The sequence below is a fragment of the Hymenobacter telluris genome (assembly GCF_017313265.1).
In the GTDB taxonomy this organism is placed as follows: Bacteria; Bacteroidota; Bacteroidia; order Cytophagales; family Hymenobacteraceae; genus Hymenobacter; species Hymenobacter telluris.
Genome location: NZ_JAFLQZ010000020.1, coordinates 1 through 18,493, shown reverse-complemented (window position 1 = coordinate 18,493; position 18,493 = coordinate 1). Strand labels below are relative to the sequence as shown.

Sequence of the window (18,493 nt, the reverse complement as noted above, 5' to 3'; positions counted from 1 at the left end):
TATGGAAACCAGCCCCACCGCAGCCACCTCTGACACTGTTCTTGTTATCGGGGCCGGGGGCCAATTGGGCCTAGAGCTAACCCAGGAGCTGCGGCAGCTGTACGGTGCCAGCAACGTGGTAGCCGCCGACGTGCGGGCCCCCAAAGATGTGGAAGTGCAGCAGGCGGGCCCCTTCGAGCTGCTGGACGTGCTCGACAAGGCTCGGCTGGAAGACGTGATGCGCCAGTACAAACCTAAACAGGTGTACCATCTGGCGGCTTTGCTGTCGGCTACGGCCGAGAAGAACCCGAAGTTTGGCTGGCAGCTGAATATGGACGGCCTGTTCAACGTGCTGGATGCCGCCGTGGATTTGGGCGTGCAGCAGGTGTACTGGCCCAGCAGCATTGCCGTATTCGGGCCCGATACCCCGCGCCAAAACACGCCCCAGCTCACCATCATGAACCCCAACACGGTGTACGGCATCAGCAAGCTGGCCGGGGAGCAGTGGTGCGAGTGGTACTTCCGCAAGCACGGCCTGGATGTGCGCAGCCTACGCTACCCTGGCCTCATCGGCTACAAGAGCCTGCCCGGCGGCGGCACCACCGACTACGCTGTGGACATCTACCACAAAGCCGTGGCCGGCCAGCCCTACGAGTGCTTCCTGCAAGAGGATACCTACCTGCCCATGATGTACATGCCCGACGCCCTGAAGGCCACGCTGGATTTGATGCACGCCCCCGCCGACACCATTTCGGTGCGCAGCAGCTACAACCTGGGTGCCATGAGCTTCTCGCCGGCCGAAATTACCGCCAGCATTCAGCGCCACTACCCCGAGTTCCAGACCACCTACCAGCCCGATTCGCGCCAGCAGATTGCCGACTCCTGGCCCGCCAGCATCGACGACAGCCAAGCCCGCCAGGATTGGGGCTGGCAGCCGCAGTTCACCCTGGATACAATGACCGACGACATGCTGCTGCACCTGAAAGAAGCCGTGGTATTCCAGTAGTAGCAATGGTTCTAAGTGTAGGCAGTACATTATTAGCCATAGTTGGCTTACTGGTGCAGGCAGGAATAGTGTACCTGCTTTTCTTAGCTGTCCGAGTTGCATTACGCCGAGGAAGCATACGTCTACCAAATCCCCTTCAACCGGGCTGGAAGCATCTATATGAAGAATATGGTAGTATGGAGAACATACATGCTGTTGAGTCGGTGTCAGGCTGGATAGGTGGTGGAAACCACGAGTTGAAAATCAGATTTGATAGTCAAGACATTCTTATCCGTAATCTGGCAAGCTCTAAGGTGCTAGTTCGGATTCCTTATGATGCCATAGAAGTGGTAGAAGCTCCAACCACCTTTCAGGTTTCAAAATTGAGCGAACGAGAATACTCTCCTGGAAAATTCCAGGTAGGTGATGTAAGAATTGAGCTGCCTGCCTATTGGGCCGACCAATTGCTGCAACATATGGCCGCTGCTCCCCCTCCTATTACTTCCTGATATACAAGTAGTATAGGTAGTCGCACGCCCCACCAGTCCGGAGGGGCGTTTTTGTTTACAGCTACCGGAAAACCTGCGTGACATTGGCGCGTTCCTCTAAAAAACCTTTGTTATTACGCACCGCATGATAGTAAACTACACCGCCGACGGCTGGCAAATCATCTACCAGCAAGCCCACGGGCAGTTGGCCGCGCAGTTGGCGTGGCACTGGCAGCCGTTCGGGCCTTCCGACCGGTGGGTGGGGCTGCTGTCGGCTATTGCGCAGCACGACGACGAGCAGCGCAGCTGGGACGGGCACTACGGCCTTACGCCCGCCGGGGCGCCGGCCAACTTCACCATGAAGGAGTTTTCGTTGGAGCAGGCAGAAAGTCTGATGCGCGCGGCGCGGTTCCAGGGTCGCTGGCGCAGCCTGCTCACCAGTATGCACCTGAGTACGCTCTACGAAAGCCTGCGCGGCACCAGCAAAACCACCGACGCCTTCCTCAACGAGCAGCAAACCCACCAAACCCAGTGGCGCAAGCAACTGAAAGTCAACAAGCAGGAAGCACAGCAAGCCTACGACCTGATGCACTGGTGCGACCGGCTCAGCTTGATTTTGTGCCGTCACGAGCTGCCCGAAATGAGCCGCGCCCTCGAAATCTATACCGGCCAGGACAGCCAGCGCTACGACGTGGTGCGCCCCTCCGAAGATGGCCCCGTAACCGTCACGCCGTGGCCGTTCCGGGATGCCAGCTTCATGGTGAGCGTGGAGGCCAGCATGCTGCGCCAGTTGCAATTCCGGGACGATACCGAGCTAGCCACCGCCCTGCGCGAAGCCCCCATCGAAACGCTGACCTGGAACTTTCAGAAGTAATTGTCATTGCGAGTGAAGCGAGGAATCTGAGTGTTCTGGTTGTAATCTATTCAACCCAAACACTCAGATTCCTCGCTTCACTCGCAATGACAATACTACAGTTTCTGCACGGGCACTTTGCTGTCCATGATGCCCGCAGGCACGGTGGTACTCACGCTCACGTGGTCGAGGCGGCGGCCGTCTTTGCCGTCGGTGCGGTCGGTGGCGAGCTTGAGCGGGCCGTACTGCTTGTACTCGGCCCAGCGGCGGCGGAAAGCGGGCTTTTCGTCGGTGGCTTTCGGGAAGTAGGCCCACTCCTCCACCAGGTTGGTTTTGGGGTTGACCAGCACTTCGTACTTGTTGTCGGGTGTCACGCCCACGTTCTTGAAGGTCATGTTCAGCACCTCGGCCGGGGTGCTGCCGTCCATGAGGGTGCCCGCGCCTTTGTAGGTGAGCGTCACGCCCGAATCCTTTAGCTTAAACGGCATGAGCAGCCACCACGAGTTGTTCACCCAAATAGGGTACATGCGGGTGAGGAGCTTCTTGCCTTCTTCGGTTTCGGAAATATCCTTGCCGCCGCGGTAGGCGTGGCCCTGCTTGGTGGTGAGGTTGTAGTTGGCCACCAGACTGTCTTTCTGCCAGTGAAAGTCGCCGGTTTGCTTGTCCCAGAGTTGGTACGAGTTATCCAGAAAATCCCACCCCAGTAGCCGGGCCTGCTGCCACGCTTGGTAGCCGCCCATCTGGCGCATCACTTGGTCGGCTAGTTCTTGGGCACGGGCGTCGGAGCCGGCTTTGTCGAAGCCTTCCGCTGGCGGATACGACGAAATACTGTCGGCCCGCGGGGTGGTTCCGATGCCGGCGGCGGGCTTATCGGTGGTAGAGGTGCACGCGACCAAGCCACTCAGTAGCAGAGCAGGCCAGAGTCCGGTGAACTGGCGCATAAGAGGGGGAATTTGCATATAGCTAAACAAAGAAAAAATGTGCTCCAATCCTAACAAGTGTCGGGCTTGCTCTACGCGGCCGAGCGGGTTTTGGCCATTCATTTCCAACGCATAGGCTATAAGGCCGTATTACCTATAACGCATTTCCTTGATTTTCTCCGAACTATGGCTACGCATTACCGCTTCTCCGACGTCCTTAACACGTTGAAAACCACGGCCACCGAGTTTATGTCCAACAACTCGTTGCGCCACTCGGCGGCCTTGTCGTACTACACTATTTTCTCGCTGCCGCCGCTGCTCATCATCGTCATTACGGCCGCCAGCTCCATCTATGGGGCCGAAGCCGTAACCGGACAAGTATATGGGCAGATGAAAGGCTTTCTAGGCGCCGACTCCGCCAAATTCTTGCAGGACTCCATTGCCGAATTCACCAAGCAGCAAAAGAGCGGCTTGGCAGCTGTGATTGGGGTAGGCACGCTGATTTTTGCGGCCACCACGTTTTTCGTCACGCTTCAGGAAAGCATCAACGACATCTGGAACCTGAAAGTGAAGCCGCGCAACGGCATCTGGCAGTTTGTGCGCGACCGGCTCTTGTCGTTTGGCCTGATTCTGAGCGTGGCGCTGTTGCTGCTTATTTCCTTTGTCATCAGCACGGTACTGAGCGTATTCACCGATTACTTGCAACGGCTACTGCCGGAAGTCACGCTGATTCTGATTCGCTTGGTTGATTTCAGCTTGTCGCTCTTTATCACGTCGTTGCTGTTTGCCCTCATCTACCGGTTCCTGCCCGACGCCATCATCCGGTGGCGCGACGTGGGCGTGGGGGCGTTTATTACGGCTTTGCTGTTTCTGCTAGGCAAGTACCTGATTTCCTTCTACATCGCGCAGTCCAACCCCGGCTCAGCCTTTGGGGCAGCAGGTTCGGCCATTGTGCTGCTGCTGTGGGTGAACTACTCGTCGCTGATTATCTTCTTCGGGGCCGAATTCACGCAGGAATTTGCCGATGCTTTCGGGCAGAAAGTGCAGCCCAAAGCCCACGCCGTACGCATTGAAACCCGCGAAGTGCCCGAGGGAGAGTCGAAAGAGGAAATTACCACTGGCCGGCCCCGCTCGGAGGGCCGCTGGAAAGGCTAAGCTCCGTTTCGGGTAGTTGTTGCCGCATCCCCCCTGCTTCAGCAAAGGCTGAGGCAGGGGGGATTTTTATAGCCTTAAACGGCTGGATAGGAACGGTCCGGCTTGGGTGACCACATGTTGTTGAGAAGGCCTGCTTGAACCAAGAATTTCTCTGGGCGCTATATAGTATTGAGCAACGAAATGCTAGGTTTGAACAACCCTTCCTATTGTTGCTGCTACCATGTTCCGAATCCTAGTTACCAGCGGCTTGGTGCTGCTTATCACTTTAGTATCCAACCACATAAGCGCTCAGCAAACCACTCCTGCTACTAAGCCGTTCATCGTAAGCCCAGTGGTGGGCGACGTCATCGACCAGCAGGAAAAAGCGACGTATAGCCTGTTTCCGTATTATTCGGCCAACAACTTTGTGGAGGCCCGCTTTGTGCGGCTTCTGACGCCCGACAGCACCGTGCAGCTACGCACTCTGCTCCGCGACGGCCGCACGGTGCTGCGGCCATTTACCGCCGCCGAGTTGGCCGCAGTACGCACCAGCATTAGCACTCGGCAACAAGAACTGGCGCGACTGTCTTCCAGCACTCCCGCCGCCGATTCGGTGGGCCGCCGCTTCCGGGTTTTTCTGCGTACCGGCACCGTTTTCGATGGCGAGCTAACCGCCACCCAACCAACCCTCCTGGAATTCCTGACCTCCGACCTGGGCGTGGTGCAGGTAAGCCGCCGCAACATCATTCGCCTCGAAGAGCTAACTTCTCAAACGTCATGGCGGCAGCCCGACCGGTTTGATATTGGCAACGGCAACCGCATGTTCTTTCAGCCTACCGCCCGCAACCTACGCCGCAACGAAGGCTCGGTGCAGTATATCAGCGTGTTTGTGGTAGGGCTGAACTACGGCCTCACCAACAACCTGTCGATGGGTGCCTATGCCTCCCTAATTCCTGGCTTGGGCCTAGATGAGCAGCTTTTTGCCCTCACGCCCAAAGTATCGGCCAAGGTTTCCGATAAATTCTACGCGGGCGGGGGCCTGCTGTACCTGCGGGGGTTTGGGGGGAGTGCCGGCGTCTTCTACGGCAATACCACATTCGGCTCGGCCGACAACAACTTCACCGCTGGCCTGGGCTACGGCTTTAGCGACGGCGACGTAAACCGCTCGCCTGTTATTCAGCTGGGCGGGCAAACTCGCATTTCCCGCCGGGTGTCGCTCATCAGCGAAAACTACATCCTAACCAACCGCAATTCCGGGGCCTTTGGTTTGTATGGTGCCAAAATCAACTGGGAGCGTACCTCATTGGGGTTGGGCGCTTTCTATCTATTCTTATACAGGGAAGAAGACGATTTTTTCGACACCCGCTCAAGGGTGTACAGCTCCTATATTTTCCCGCTGTACATCGACTTCACGTTCCGGTTTGGCAAGGGTAGCCGCTAGCCTTTACAACCAAATTTCATTAGGCGCTGTGGCCAGTAAACGGCTTACCACACACCACACAGTTTAAGGCGGGCAATTCGTTATTCTCTATACTTCTAAGGTTCGGCATCCGCCTCCGAAACCTACTGTTCTGCATCAGAGCACCGCCCGCATAATTTGTGGGAAGCCAACGTTAGTGATTTGATTTTCCGCTTCTATTTCCTGCCGGCAGATGCTATAACCGACAGGAAGCTACTCTACTATGTTGTTTATATGCAGCGCCTTATAGCAATTTGGCTGTTTTCATGCCTGACGGCTAGCCAACTACACGCCCAGCAGCCGGCAGTTCGCTTGCTTACTGTTAGCCCGATAGTAGGGCCAGTTATCGATCAAAAGGAGAAGGCGACGTACGGCCTGTTTCCGTATTACTCTGCCGATAATTTTGTGGAGGCCCGCTTCGAGCAGCACCTGTCGCCGGATAGCACCATCCAGCTCCGGGCGTTGCTCCGCGACGGCCGCACGGTGGAGCGCACTTTTACGCCGGCGGCGTTTGCCACGGTGCGCACCACCATTGAAGCCCGGCAGCAGGAGCTGGCTGGCTTGCCGCCACCGCCCGCACCCAAAACCCGAATGCCGCCGTTTCTTACTTCGCGCTGGCTGCGGGCGGAACTCCGCTCTGGTGTCATTGTGGAAGGCGAGTTGCTGGCCCGCTACCGTACTCAACTAGAGCTACTCCCCCTCGATTCGGGCTTAGTGGTGGTGGAACGCGCCGATATTGTACGCCTTGAACCCGCCCCCCGGCCGCAACACCGTGCTACCACTCATTTCGATGTTGGCAATGGTCACCGCCTGTTTCTGCTACCCACCGCCCGCAACCTGCGCCGTGGGGAAGGCTATTTCCAACAGACCGACGGGGGACTCTATGGTGCCAGCTACGGCTTCACCAACAATTTTTCGGTGGGCGTGCTGGTTTCCGTCCTGCCTTTTTTGCCGCTCCGCAACCAAGTGCTGTTGGTCACGCCTAAGTTGTCGACTAAGCTGAGCGAGAAATGGCACGTTGGTGGGGGCGTGCTGTACACGCGCCTCCCCAAGCTAGACCCCGAGTTTAAGCCTGTTCGCACGGGTATTGGCTACGGCATAGTCACGTACGGCTCGGCCGACAACAATGTGAGTGTGGGCCTGGGCTACGCCATCAATAAAACCGGTATCGATAAGACGCCCGTGCTGCACTACGGCGGTCAGAGGCGCATCAGTCGGGGCTGGTCGGTGGTGAGCGAGAATTTCCTGCTCATCAATGACGAGCCCGGCACCTTAGGCTTGTTCGGTGCCCGGCACGCGGGCCGCCGTTTCAGTTTGGGCTTGGGTGGTATTTACTTATTGCCATTCACCAACTTTAAAGAAGATGCTTTCGTGGGCTTCCCTATCTACGTAGACGTGGTTTACCGTTTCGGTAAGGGTAGCCGATAAGCGCAATGCGCTTCTTATTGCTTTCCCTGCAAAACCGATAAGTTGCCTGGTAAGCCATTAACAAAGCGCAAAACCCACTATTAAATAAAGCCTTGATTATCAATAAATAACACAATTAAAACAAGACAGTAAGAGAGGCTTGGCGGCTGCGTTACATTCTGTACCTTTAGCGGTATCTGTGTACTTCATATAGTTTTGAGCTTTATGCTTCGTTCTATCTTTTTTGCCGCTGCCTTGGCGTTGCCACTGCATTGCTCTTTTGCTCAAACTACGCCTGACAACCCAGCCGCCGCTAAGTTTGAAAATGAAATAACCGCTACTGTCTGCCGGGAAATGGAAAAGGAGGACCAGAAAACTCCTTTTGCTCAGCTAGATAAGGCCGCCGCCCAAACTGTATTTCAGCAGGTTGTAACTCGCGCGTTTGAGCCCCGCCAGAAAGAGGCCGAAAAGCTCTACAAAAGCAATTCTATTGATTATTCGCAGGTGATGCGTAGTGTTGGGCAGCGCGTAGCTGGCCGCCTGGCCGGCGAATGCCCCGTGGCAGTGAAGCTTTTCATGCGCATGGCCAATCAGCCGGCCAATGCCAGCATGACCGATACTAAAATTACAGAAGCAGAAAAGCCGCTGCTCACCAAAATTGCGTCGGAAACCTGCACCGAGCTAACAAAGAGCAATAGCCAGAAACCACTAGCCCAGATTCCCAAAGCCGAGCGCCAGGCCCTCATGCAACAAGCCATGCAGCAGACGATGAAGGCACACGCCACTGAAATCACCAACCAATACGGCTCCGAAATCTTCTTTGATGCAGACCGTTTGCGGGGTTTCGGCATGAAAGTAGGTCTGCTGATGGCCAGCGAATGCCTACAGGAAATATCCGCCGTCGGAGCCGAATAAGTTAATGGGGGTTGCCTGAAACAAGCAGCGCCGCCAACTACCTCATGCACAGAGGCTGTTGGCGGCGCTGCGCACGTAAACCGAATAGTGTATCTGGTGGCCTACGCGCCCACCGCCTATGCCGCTTGCGGCTTTTCCTTCACGGCTAGCTGCCCGCAGGCGGCGTCAATGTCTTTGCCGCGGCTGCGGCGCAGGTTAGTTTGCACACCCCGGTCGGCGAGGTACTTCAGAAACGCCAGCAGCTTTTCTTCGCCGGTGTTGCGGTAGTCGGCGTTTTCGATGGGGTTGTACTCGATGAGGTTCACCTTACAGGGCAGCCACTTGGAAATCTGGAGCAATTCTTCGGCGTCCTGGAGCGTGTCGTTGAAGTTCTCGAATACGATGTACTCGTAGGTGACTTTGCGGCCGGTTTTCTGGTGGTAGTATTGCAGGGCTTCCTTCAGCGCGGCCAGGGAGTTGGCTTCGTTGATGGGCATGATTTCGTTGCGCTTGGCATCGTTGGGCGCGTGCAGGCTCAGGGCCAGGTTGGCCTTCACTTCGTCGTCGGCCAGTTTCTTAATCATTTTGGCAATGCCGGCGGTGCTCACCGTAATGCGGCGCGGGGCCATGTTCAGGCCATCGGGCGCCGTAATACGCTCAATACTTTTCACCACGTTGGCGTAGTTGAGCAGCGGCTCGCCCATGCCCATGTACACGATGTTGGTGAGCGGCGTGCCATACTCGGCTTCGCACTGCTCCTTGATGCGCACTACCTGGTCGTAGATTTCGGCGGCATCGAGGTTGCGCTTGCGGTCCATGTAGCCGGTGGCGCAGAACTTGCACGTGAGCGAGCAGCCCACCTGTGAGCTGATGCAGGCTGTCATGCGCGTATCGTGCGGGATGAGTACGCCCTCCACCACGTTGCCGTCGTAGAGCTTGAACGCCGACTTGATGGTACCGTCGTTGGAGAGCTGCTTGTTCTGCACCGTCACGCCGTTTATCACGAAGTGCTGCGCCAGGAGCTGCCGGGTAGCCAGCGAGATATTGTTCATCTCCTCGAACGAAGAGGCCGTATTTTTCCACAGCCACTCGCTTACCTGCTTGGCCCGGAACGGCTTTTCGCCGTGCTCCACCATAAAGGTTTTCAGCTCGTCGGGGGTGAGTTTGCGGATGTCGCGCTTGGAAACTACGGGCAGGTCAATCATCATAGCCGCAAAGATACAACGAGTGAGGCAGTTGGGTTCCAAAACGCGGATTTTGCAGATTAATCGGATTGGTCGGATTTCGGTGACGATTTTGTTTTTGCAGAAAAAACAGAACGCCTCGTTGATTAGCAACTTCTCACCAGCAGTATAATGCACTATGATTCAACTCGTTGAGCCGTCACCAAAATCCGACCAATCCGACTAATCTGCAAAATCCGCGGTTCAGAAGAAGCTATTCGCCGCGCAGCCGCCGGGCGTACTCTTCAGCAAGCGGCAGCAGCTTGCGTGTGTTGTAGTCGAAGGTAAGCATGCCGGTTTTGGCGCGGGCAATGTCGCGGCCCTCCTGGTTGCGCACCCGATACACCAGGTCGAAGCCGTACTTGGACAGGTCGTTGGCCGCCATGTCGATGTGCAATACGTCGCCGTAAAAGGCTTCACTCTTGTACTCAATAGCCACATCAGCCATGATATGCCCTCTGCCCGTAGCCCGGTCAACTTCCATGCTACCAATATGTTGCAGGAACTGCACCCGCGCTTCGTGCAGAATACCAAGCAGCGAGTCATTGCCAAGGTGGGCCCCATAATTAAGGTCGGTGATGCGCAGATGAATTTCCGTAGAGAACAGAAAATTTTCGGGTAGATTTACCTTGATGCGAGGCATAGCGGAAGCTTAGTTGCAGCGGATTGATTGAGACTCGAAACAGCGTACGCGCCCTTCGGCAAATAGGCTATCCGTGCTCGGTTTTACGCTGCTTGCATCACTTTCCCACCCTACCATTCCCACATTTCATGGCCACCCCCAAAGTAGAAGTGCGCACCACCGCCGATGGCTCTAGCACACTGTATGTTCCTGAGCTTGACGAGCATTACCACAGCACCAACGGTGCCATACAAGAAGCCCAGCACGTGTACCTGGGTGCCGGGCTGGAACCGGTGCTGGCTGCCGCTACGGGTATGGTGTGGGTGCTGGAAGTCGGGTTCGGGACGGGCCTGAATGCATTGCTTACCTTGCAGCACAGCCTGACTAGCCCGCACCCTATCTTCTACGACACTATTGAGAAACACCCGCTACCGCCCGCAGTCATTGATACGCTGGGCGTAGAGCGCTACGTGCTGAATCCGGAGTTGCTTGACTACCATCAGCAGCTACACGCGGCCGGCTGGGGTGCGCCTGTGGCCCTCACGCCGCAGTTTGCGCTCTATAAAATTGCCGGTACCCTCCAAGCCACGCTCCTTTCCGAAGACACCTACCACGTTATCTACTTCGATGCCTTTGCCCCGGAAAAGCAACCGGAAATGTGGACCGATGCGGTGTTCCAGCAGCTTTATGATGCCACTGCCCCCGGCGGCGTACTGGTGAGCTACTGCGCCAAAGGCAGCTTCCGCCGCAGCCTGAAAGCCGCCGGCTGGTTAGTTGAGAAGATTCCGGGTCCGGCCGGTAAGCGCGAAATGACACGGGCCCGGAAGGCGGGATAACCGTGAATTCTGACTTTAAAACAGAAAGATGTTTTACTAAGTTAAACTATCTTTTTATATGGGATTTGGATTCAATTTATTCTTCATTTTCATATTACTCCCATTAACACTTATTTTAGTTGTTGCCTTTTTTATTACTTGGCTTTCTACAGGAAAAACAATATTTGGAAAAATTCTTGGGATATTGTGGCTTTTCGTATTGAGTCTAGTTATTCTAAGTATGATTGCTCGTGCATCACTGTCTACAGATATTGAACGAGATGATATATACGGTGAATACGTAATTGACAGAACGAAATTCCCAGGTAAGCAAGCTGACTGGCAATACAATCATTTTAGATTTGAAATAACAGAACGCAATAAATTATTTTTTCATGTAACAGAAGGAATAAATGTAACCAGAACATACTCTAGTGAGGTATCATTCACAACATCCAGCAGAAATCCACATATTATTCTTTATCCTACTATTCCAACGCATCATATTATCAGCGACAATCCAACACTCTACACAAATACCAGCGAGTTTTATTATGTATTTCACTCGCCCAAATTTGGCAATGTATTTTTCAAGAAAGGCGAATGGGAACCGATAGAGGATTAGCGGGAGGATACATACGCCGCTTCCCATCATCCTGTGTAAGTTGCGGTAGCTATGAGTCGGAAACTACTGGAAACGGACGGGGCAGAGTGGGTGAGGAAGGGCATCATCAGCGCCGAGCAACAGGCGCAGTTGCTGGAGCTGTACCCGCCCGAAAAACCTACCATCGGGCTGCTGCCTTTGCTGGGCAGCCTGCTAATTGCCCTGAGTGCCCTAAGTCTGGTGGCTGCCAACTGGCAGGACCTGCCGGAGCTGGTGCGGCTGGGGCTGCTGCTGGGCTCCTTAACCAGTGCCTACGTGGCCGCCGAATATTTCCTGCGCCGGCAGTACGAGTCGCTAGGGCTGGGGCTGGTGGGGCTGGGGCTGCTGCTATTTGGGGCCAGTATCATCCTCACCAGCCAGATGTACCAGCTCATCGGCTACGACCTCACCGGGCTGCTGGCCTGGGCGGTGGTGGGCATCCTGCTGACGTGGCTGTATAGCAGCCGGTTTCTGTTCTTGCTCACCGTCATTATCGGCGGGATTGTGCAGGGCTACAACACCGGGCAATTGGGCGTGTTCAGTTACTTCACGGCGGCTCTCACGGCGGGCGGGCTGGGCTACTACTGGTGGCGCCGCCCCGATTCGGTGCTGGGGGGCGTGCTAGCCACTGGCTTGCTCTGGCAGACTGCTTTGCTGATCAACCACTTGCACGTCAAAATCACCTGGTTTTTTATTCCTGCCATGCTCGTTTATACGGCCGGCGACTGGCAGGCTGACCGGCCGGCGGCGCGGGCGTTGCAGGGGCCGCCGTTGGTAGCCGCATTTCTGTTCACGCTGGGGCTGGCGCTATTCGGCGAGGCCGATGCGTATGCCGACCGGCTTCGGCCGCCGTTGCTGGCCTATCTGGCGGCGCTGGGGGCAGTGCTGGCGCTGTCGTTGTGGGGCAAGAAGCTGCGGGGCCGCCTGAGCGGTGCTACCGATTGGCTGCTGCTATTGCCGGGCTTCTATTTGCCGGGCGGGCTGCCACTGACCGTGGGTACGGTGGTAGTGCTGTATGCGTATTCGGGGGCGGTGCTGGCCCGTGCCCACCAGGAGCAAAACCAGGACCGGGTTACGCTGGGCACGGTGCTGTTCATTTTGACTACCGCCGTGGCTTATTTCAAGCTGACGTGGGGCTTCATGGACAAGTCGTTGTTTTTCCTGCTCGGCGGTATTCTGCTGTTTGGGCTGAGTTGGCTGTTACGCCGCCGAGCCACCCAGACCTTCGCTGCCAAAAATGCCAACCAGGCTTTCTAAGCTTCGTTCTCAAATGCTTTCCCAATGTCTTCGGCTCCCCTTTCTCCGGCAGTAGAACCCGCTCCGCAGGCTGCATCAGCGCCGCTGCATGCATTGCCCGAAGCGCGGCGGCGAGTAGGCGTGTGGTGGCTGCTGGCCGCGCAGGTGCTGTTTGTGCTGGCCGTAGCGGCGGCGGGCTACGCTACCGGCGCCCTCGGCGAAACCGTCACGCTGCACACCACCCCCATCGACCCGCGCGACCTGAACTACGGCGACCATCTGAACCTGAACTACAGCATCAGCCAGATTCCGGGTAGTTTATGGAAGGATGGCACCATGCCCCGCCGCAAACAGGCCGTGTACGTGGTGCTGGAACCCCGCCAAGACCGATACGAGGCCGTGGCTGTTTACTCATTGGAGCCTACGGTACCAGCCGGCCAAGTGGTGCTGCGCGGTTGGGTGCAGGATATTTGGCGCCGCAGCATGCGCCTGCGCTACGGCTTCGAGAAGTACTACGTGCCCGCCGATGTCGGCCGGAAGCTGAAGCCCAAGCAGTTGCTGCGGGTGCAGGTTAGCATTGCGCCCTGGGGCCAAGCCCGCATCAAGCAGGTGGATATTCTGCCGTCTCCCAAGCAAGCTAAAGCCCCTCTTTAATGCTAACCAAGCGGTTGTGGCCTGTTGGCTACTCGTATCGGGAGGCATAACGATTTTGCTAGCCGGTATGCTGGTCGGCTTCGAGGCGCTGCAACAACAAGCACTCGATATTCAGATGCACAATACGTATTTTGTATTGTCGCGCTCGTCGTTCATCAGCTGGCTGTTTATACCCACAGCCTTGGTTGTGGGTATTGTTATGCTGCTCCTGCGTCGGCGCTCCGTCCTGAATCATCTGCTCCTGGCCACAGTCAGCGCAGTGTTGGTGTGCATGAGTCACTATCTGACTATCGTTCTGAGAGCCAGCAGTCCGACAATTTATCCACCATTATACATTGAGCCAACTCCGTCTGCGTCACCATTCGACCCATACCTGTCGTTGCTTTTTAGCGCTTTCGGCCTGCAATTTCTGGCGCTGCTTTTCTTTGGCTACAACTGTTACCAGGCAGGCAAACTACGCGCCGCCCGCAAACTTGCAAATGCCCGCGGCGCGTAGTATTCAGCTAGTTACAACGAGTTCTTTTCCAGCAATTCCCGGTCGGCGGCCGTCAAATCGACCAGGGCGTATTTCTGCTGGTCGGTGATGGTCATTTCGTCCAGCGCATCTACCAGGTCGCGGTACTTGGCATCTTGGCCGGCCTTGATGAGTACGGTAGGAGCCGGCAACTGGCGCTGCCGTTCCAGCAATACCTTCCGCAAGCCATCGGAACCGAAAGTGGTAGTGTATAGCTTGGCTGGATTTTCTGCGCTATTTAAGCCGAAGAAGTAATGCACCTGGCTGTCTTTGCCTAGTATCAGCGTTAAGGCTTGCTTAGCACCCAAGTCAGATGGCTCTCCTTTCTTGTCAGGCATTGTTAGCGCCATGACCGTGGGTTTGTTGAACGAAGCCGTCAGGATAAAGAAAGTCAACAGCAGAAATGCCAAATCGACCATGGGCGTCATGTCGATGCGGGTGGAGAGCTTTTTGCGGCGGGGCTTGGGGCCGCGGCCAGCGGGGGCGGACGATGCAATTTCAGCCATGAGCGGATTCCTATATAGTGAATGGATACCCATCCAACGGCTCGCTTAATAAGCTTATTGTTTACTCCGTAGCTTACTATAGCCTATATGCCAAGCTTTTCCGCTACCGCCCAAACTGCCATACGCCGCTGGGCGTAACACATGCGCTTAAAGGCACATCGCCAGACCAGGCATCTGTAATTTTAGGTACTGGCGGTTCCAGGCTCAACCCAATCCGCAGTACATCGGGCCGGCATTCCAGTAGAAACCGATCATAGAAGCCTTTGCCGTAGCCAACCCGGTGCCCATTTTCATCGAAAGCCAACAGCGGAATCAACACCGCATCCAGTTGCGCTGGCTCAACCTCACCGGCCCCCACCGGCTCCGGAATGCCCCAGCGGTTGTTGACTAATGCAGTGCCAGGAGTAAGGTGATAATGCCGTAAGCTCACGCCATCCGCTTGCACCACGGGCACGGCTAGTTGCACCGGCAATTCACGCTCCCAAACCCACCGGATAATCTGCCAGGTGTCCGGCTCGTGCTGCTGCGGAATCGGTAGAAACACGTGCAGCCACTTCCATCTGGCTACCTCGAAATGCGAGAATAGCTGCTCCCGCAATTGGCGGCTACGCTGCGCTACTTCGCTTTCCGGCAAGGCTTGTCGCCGGGACAAGGCAGTGCGGCGCAGTTCGGCTTTCAGCATTGTACTAGCTGTTTCTTTAAGCAACGAAAAACGAGGTCTACTCCTCTTCCAATACCGTGAATTCCAGCGCCAGCGGGTCGAAGGCGTCGAGGAGTTGCTTGATAAACTGCGGGTTGTTGATGAGGATGCTGAGTACGTTGTCTTCGCGCTCCTGCAAGTGGCCGTTGGGCATCAGCTTGTCTTTGAGGGCCGTGAGCTGGCTGTACGCCGTTTCGTGCTTGGCTTCGGCAGCTTTGCTGAGGCGCTTTTCCAACCCAGCTAGGCTACTGGCAGCTTTTTGCTGCTCGGCGGCTACGGTGCGTACCAGCGTGGGGTCGAGGCGCTGCGCTAGGTCGGATACTTCCTTGAACACCGCCGCCAGCGCCTGCTGCTGCGCACTAAGGCTGATTTCTTCCTGCCCCAGTGCGGCGCCTACTTGCTTTTTCAGCTCCGGCAGCGGCCGGAAAATATCCGTTGAGGTCAGCCCCAGTTTGCGCAGCTTGCCCAGGTTGGCCTTGCCAATGTACTGCGCCGAGTTGCGAAGCAACAGAATCGGGTAGGGTACCTGGTTGTCGGCGAATACCTGCTTGAGCTGAAACCAGTACGCTACTTCCGCGCCGCCGCCAATGTAGCACAGGTTGGGCAGCAAAATTTCCTGGTACAGCGGCCGCAGTACCACGTTGGGGCTGAACTGCTCGGGGTGCTGGCGCGCCAAATCGAGTAACTCTTCCTGGCTATGACATCGGTTGGTGTTGCGTACGGTTATCTGCACGCAGTCGGCGGCGGCATCGTATTCCAGCCGCTCCCGCTTGCCGGTATCAGTCAGAAAAAACAGGTTGAGCGGGCGCGAATACACCTGCGGCTTGAAACCGGCTGCTTCCAGCTGCGCATTCGACGCCTGCACGGCGTTGTTGGAGGCCTGCTCCAGAATTTCGCGCTCCAACACGGGCACCAAAGCCTGCTTCAACGCCGGCGCATCACCATCCAGACTCACCAAGCCATACTCGCCAAACAAACTGTGCGTAAGGCGGCGGGTGGCCTCGGCCAGCGTGCCAGCTTCCTGGTAGGCCTCCCGGAAAGCGGCGGGCACATCGGCGGGCAGTTGGTCGAGTAATTCCTCCTGCAAACCATCTAGCTTCAACCGGCCCACCGGCCCACCCTGGTCGGCGGCGTTCCATTCGTATTTCTTACCGAACAGCTGCAAATGGTTGATTTCGGCGAAGTCGTGGTCTTCGGTGGCCATCCAGTACAACGGCACGAAATCGTACTGCGGGTACTGCGCTTTCAACTGGCGGCTGAGCTTGATGGCCGTTACAATCTTGTAGATGAAATATAGCGGCCCGGTCAGTAAATTGAGCTGGTGCCCCGTAGTGATGGTGAAGGTGGTTTCCTTTTCCAGCAGCGCCAGGTTGGCTTGCACCTGTGGGTGTACTTCGGGCAACGTGGCGTATTGCTCGCGCAGGGCCGCCACCAGCCGTTGCCGGGCTTCGGGCGTGTAGTGCGCTTTCTTTTCCTCTATCTGCGCCTGAAATTCTTCGAGGGCCGGGAAGCGGTGATAAAACGGGGTCAGGGCTTCGTGCCGGTCCAGGTAGGCGGTAAGCAGCGGGGAAAACGCGCCGGTGTCGGCGTAGCGCAGGGTCGTGACGGACATACAGAGGAGAATAATTCGGCTATAACCGGCCAGCCGCCACAAAGTAACTGGGTATTTTCTGTTGCCGGTTGCCGGTTACCAGTTACCAGTATTCATCAACCGCCCAACCTATTGAAATACAACGACTCCCGCAGTGAATCACTACGGGAGTCGTTGTTTGAAGTCATATTAATTTCGAGAGCTATTTACTGCCAGCGCTGCATCCCTACTTGGCAACCCACAACTGATAACCGGCAACTGAACTCTATACCAGCGTGCCGTACAAATCGAAGTCGGAGGCTTCGTGAATCTTCACCTGGGCAAAGTCGCCGAGGCGTACGAACGTGTCTTTGGTGGCGGGCACCAGCACTTCATTGTCCACTTCCGGCGAGTCGAACTCGGTGCGGCCCACGAAGTAGCCGCTTTCCTTCCGGTCGAACAGCACTTTATAGGTCTGCCCCACTTTCTGCTCGTTCAGGTCCATCGAAATGCCCTGCTGCAACTCCATAATCTGGTCGGCGCGGTCCTGTTTCACCTCGGCCGGCACGTCGTCGGGCATCGTGTAGGAATGCGTGTTGTCTTCGTGCGAGTAGGTGAAGATGCCCAGCCGGTCGAAGCGGGTTTCCTCCACAAAGTTGTAGAGGTCCTCGAAATCCTGCTGCGTTTCGCCGGGGTGACCGGCAATGAGCGTGGTGCGCAACGCAATGCCCGGTACGCGCTGCCGGATGCTATCCACCAGCTCCACCGTCCGCCGCCGACTGATGCCGCGCCGCATGGTTTTCAGCATGTTATCGGAAACGTGCTGCAAGGGCATATCCAGGTACTTGCAGATGTTGCTCCGCTCGTTCATCACGTCCAAGGCATCCATCGGGAACTGCGACGGATAAGCGTACTGCATCCGAATCCAGTCGATGCCTTCCACGTCGGAGAGGTGGCGCAGCAAGTCGGCCAGTTTCCGCTCCCCGTAGGCTTGCAGCCCGTAGTACGTGAGGTCCTGGGCAATCAGAATCAGCTCTTTGGTGCCTTGCGAAGCGAGGCGCTTGGCGTCGCGCACCAGGTCTTCAATCGGCCGGTCTACGTGCTTGCCGCGCATCAGCGGGATGGCGCAGAACGAGCAGGGCCGGTTGCAGCCTTCCGCAATTTTGAAGTAAGCATAGTGCTGGGGCGTGGTCAGCAGCCGCTCCCCCACCAGCTCGTGCTTGTAGTCGGCTTCCAGCGTCTTCATCAGTTGCGGCAGCTCCAGCGTCCCGAAATAGGCATCCACCTGCGGAATTTCCGCTTCCAGGTCGTCTTTGTAGCGCTGCGAGAGGCAGCCCGTCACGTACAGCTTTTGCAGCTTGCCAGCTTCCTTCTCGTCGGCGTAGCGCAAAATCGTGTCGATACTTTCCTGCTTGGCGTTATCAATAAAGCCGCAGGTGTTGATAATGACGATGTTGGCGTCGCTGGTTTCGGCTTCGTGCGTCACGTCGAACTGGTTGGCCCGGAGCTGCCCCATCAGCACCTCCGAATCCACAATGTTCTTGGAGCACCCGAGGGTAATGACGTTGACTTTATTGGCCAGTTGGCTTCTTACTTTCATGCTGATTGGATAGGCAGGCGGCCGGGCAAGGCTTTCTACCTGAGAAAGTTGCCCGCTACGGCCCGCGGCGAAAATCGGACCGCAAAGGTACGAACCCGGCAACGCCTTTTCCTAGGCTGAACGTTCCTTTCACGAAAGGAAGCTTACGGCTGGGTCTGTACCAAAGAACGTCATGCTGAGCTGGCCGAAGCATCTCGCGTGCTGATGCTGGATTACTAGGAAGTGTTAACAGTGGTTATTTTGCGGCATGGAACAGATGTTGACGGACGCGCAGTGGGCGCGGTTAGCGCC

The 18,493-nt window shown here is 56.4% G+C and carries 19 protein-coding genes; 12 read left to right on the top strand and 7 right to left on the bottom strand.

Annotated elements, in window-relative coordinates:
- The first annotated feature begins 1 nt into the window (after position 1).
- The 3 genes from J0X19_RS21420 to J0X19_RS21410 all read left to right on the top strand — a co-directional run bounded on the left by J0X19_RS21420 (position 2) and on the right by J0X19_RS21410 (position 2,326).
- A complete protein-coding gene (locus tag J0X19_RS21420) occupies positions 2 to 985 on the top strand; it encodes an NAD-dependent epimerase/dehydratase family protein (protein ID WP_206986462.1) in 984 nt (327 codons plus the stop codon).
- 176 nt (positions 986 to 1,161) lie between these two features.
- Positions 1,162 to 1,473, top strand: coding sequence for a hypothetical protein (locus J0X19_RS21415; RefSeq protein WP_206986461.1), 312 nt, complete (start codon positions 1,162 to 1,164; stop codon positions 1,471 to 1,473).
- A 124-nt stretch (positions 1,474 to 1,597) separates the two neighbouring features.
- Entirely contained in the window at positions 1,598 to 2,326 is a 729-nt protein-coding gene (locus tag J0X19_RS21410) for a DUF3891 family protein (protein ID WP_206986460.1), read from the top strand.
- 95 nt (positions 2,327 to 2,421) lie between these two features.
- On the opposite strand, the gene J0X19_RS21405 is transcribed toward J0X19_RS21410, so the two are convergent.
- On the bottom strand, positions 2,422 to 3,264 hold the full coding sequence (locus J0X19_RS21405) for a hypothetical protein (protein ID WP_206986459.1): 843 nt from the start codon (positions 3,262 to 3,264) through the stop codon (positions 2,422 to 2,424).
- A 147-nt stretch (positions 3,265 to 3,411) separates the two neighbouring features.
- Between J0X19_RS21405 and J0X19_RS21400 the strand changes: the two genes are divergently transcribed.
- The 4 genes from J0X19_RS21400 to J0X19_RS21385 all read left to right on the top strand — a co-directional run bounded on the left by J0X19_RS21400 (position 3,412) and on the right by J0X19_RS21385 (position 8,140).
- Positions 3,412 to 4,380 carry a YihY/virulence factor BrkB family protein gene (locus J0X19_RS21400; protein ID WP_206986458.1) on the top strand — a complete coding sequence of 323 codons (969 nt, stop codon included), beginning with the start codon at positions 3,412 to 3,414 and terminating at the stop codon, positions 4,378 to 4,380.
- Positions 4,381 to 4,600: 220 nt separating this feature from the next.
- Complete coding sequence (locus J0X19_RS21395) at positions 4,601 to 5,800, top strand: hypothetical protein (protein WP_206986457.1); 1,200 nt, start codon at positions 4,601 to 4,603, stop codon at positions 5,798 to 5,800.
- A 330-nt stretch (positions 5,801 to 6,130) separates the two neighbouring features.
- Positions 6,131 to 7,246, top strand: a complete 1,116-nt coding sequence (locus tag J0X19_RS21390) for a hypothetical protein (protein WP_206986456.1) — start codon at positions 6,131 to 6,133, stop codon at positions 7,244 to 7,246.
- Positions 7,247 to 7,450: 204 nt separating this feature from the next.
- On the top strand, positions 7,451 to 8,140 hold the full coding sequence (locus tag J0X19_RS21385) for a hypothetical protein (RefSeq protein ID WP_206986455.1): 690 nt from the start codon (positions 7,451 to 7,453) through the stop codon (positions 8,138 to 8,140).
- A 116-nt stretch (positions 8,141 to 8,256) separates the two neighbouring features.
- Here the strand turns inward: J0X19_RS21385 and rlmN are convergent, their stop codons facing one another.
- Both rlmN and J0X19_RS21375 read right to left on the bottom strand, forming a co-directional pair.
- Positions 8,257 to 9,324: a 23S rRNA (adenine(2503)-C(2))-methyltransferase RlmN gene (gene rlmN / locus J0X19_RS21380; protein WP_394369128.1), complete on the bottom strand. Its 1,068-nt coding sequence runs from the start codon at positions 9,322 to 9,324 to the stop codon at positions 8,257 to 8,259.
- Positions 9,325 to 9,556: 232 nt separating this feature from the next.
- Positions 9,557 to 9,985, bottom strand: coding sequence for a thioesterase family protein (locus tag J0X19_RS21375; protein WP_206986453.1), 429 nt, complete (start codon positions 9,983 to 9,985; stop codon positions 9,557 to 9,559).
- A 128-nt stretch (positions 9,986 to 10,113) separates the two neighbouring features.
- On the opposite strand from J0X19_RS21375, the gene mnmD reads away from it, so the two are divergent.
- From mnmD to J0X19_RS21350, 5 genes are all read left to right on the top strand, one after another.
- Positions 10,114 to 10,800 carry a tRNA (5-methylaminomethyl-2-thiouridine)(34)-methyltransferase MnmD gene (gene mnmD, locus J0X19_RS21370; RefSeq protein ID WP_206986452.1) on the top strand — a complete coding sequence of 229 codons (687 nt, stop codon included), beginning with the start codon at positions 10,114 to 10,116 and terminating at the stop codon, positions 10,798 to 10,800.
- Positions 10,801 to 10,858: 58 nt separating this feature from the next.
- Positions 10,859 to 11,404 carry a hypothetical protein gene (locus J0X19_RS21365; RefSeq protein ID WP_206986451.1) on the top strand — a complete coding sequence of 182 codons (546 nt, stop codon included), beginning with the start codon at positions 10,859 to 10,861 and terminating at the stop codon, positions 11,402 to 11,404.
- A gap of 51 nt (positions 11,405 to 11,455) precedes the next feature.
- Positions 11,456 to 12,679 (top strand): DUF2157 domain-containing protein, encoded by a 1,224-nt coding sequence (locus J0X19_RS21360; protein WP_206986450.1) that lies wholly within the window; start codon positions 11,456 to 11,458, stop codon positions 12,677 to 12,679.
- A 24-nt stretch (positions 12,680 to 12,703) separates the two neighbouring features.
- The gene (locus J0X19_RS21355) at positions 12,704 to 13,312 is read left to right on the top strand and encodes a GDYXXLXY domain-containing protein (protein ID WP_206986449.1); all 609 of its coding nucleotides are present in this window, start codon (positions 12,704 to 12,706) and stop codon (positions 13,310 to 13,312) included.
- A 67-nt stretch (positions 13,313 to 13,379) separates the two neighbouring features.
- Positions 13,380 to 13,808: a hypothetical protein gene (locus J0X19_RS21350; RefSeq protein WP_206986448.1), complete on the top strand. Its 429-nt coding sequence runs from the start codon at positions 13,380 to 13,382 to the stop codon at positions 13,806 to 13,808.
- Between the two features lie 11 nt (positions 13,809 to 13,819).
- Here the strand turns inward: J0X19_RS21350 and J0X19_RS21345 are convergent, their stop codons facing one another.
- The 4 genes from J0X19_RS21345 to rimO form a co-directional block, all read right to left on the bottom strand.
- Positions 13,820 to 14,332, bottom strand: a complete 513-nt coding sequence (locus J0X19_RS21345; protein WP_206986447.1) for an ExbD/TolR family protein — start codon at positions 14,330 to 14,332, stop codon at positions 13,820 to 13,822.
- A gap of 103 nt (positions 14,333 to 14,435) precedes the next feature.
- Entirely contained in the window at positions 14,436 to 15,014 is a 579-nt protein-coding gene (locus J0X19_RS21340; protein ID WP_206986446.1) for a 5-formyltetrahydrofolate cyclo-ligase, read from the bottom strand.
- Between the two features lie 37 nt (positions 15,015 to 15,051).
- Positions 15,052 to 16,644: a bacillithiol biosynthesis cysteine-adding enzyme BshC gene (gene bshC, locus J0X19_RS21335; protein ID WP_206986445.1), complete on the bottom strand. Its 1,593-nt coding sequence runs from the start codon at positions 16,642 to 16,644 to the stop codon at positions 15,052 to 15,054.
- A 244-nt stretch (positions 16,645 to 16,888) separates the two neighbouring features.
- Entirely contained in the window at positions 16,889 to 18,202 is a 1,314-nt protein-coding gene (gene rimO, locus J0X19_RS21330; RefSeq protein WP_206986444.1) for a 30S ribosomal protein S12 methylthiotransferase RimO, read from the bottom strand.
- Positions 18,203 to 18,493: the final 291 nt, after the last annotated feature.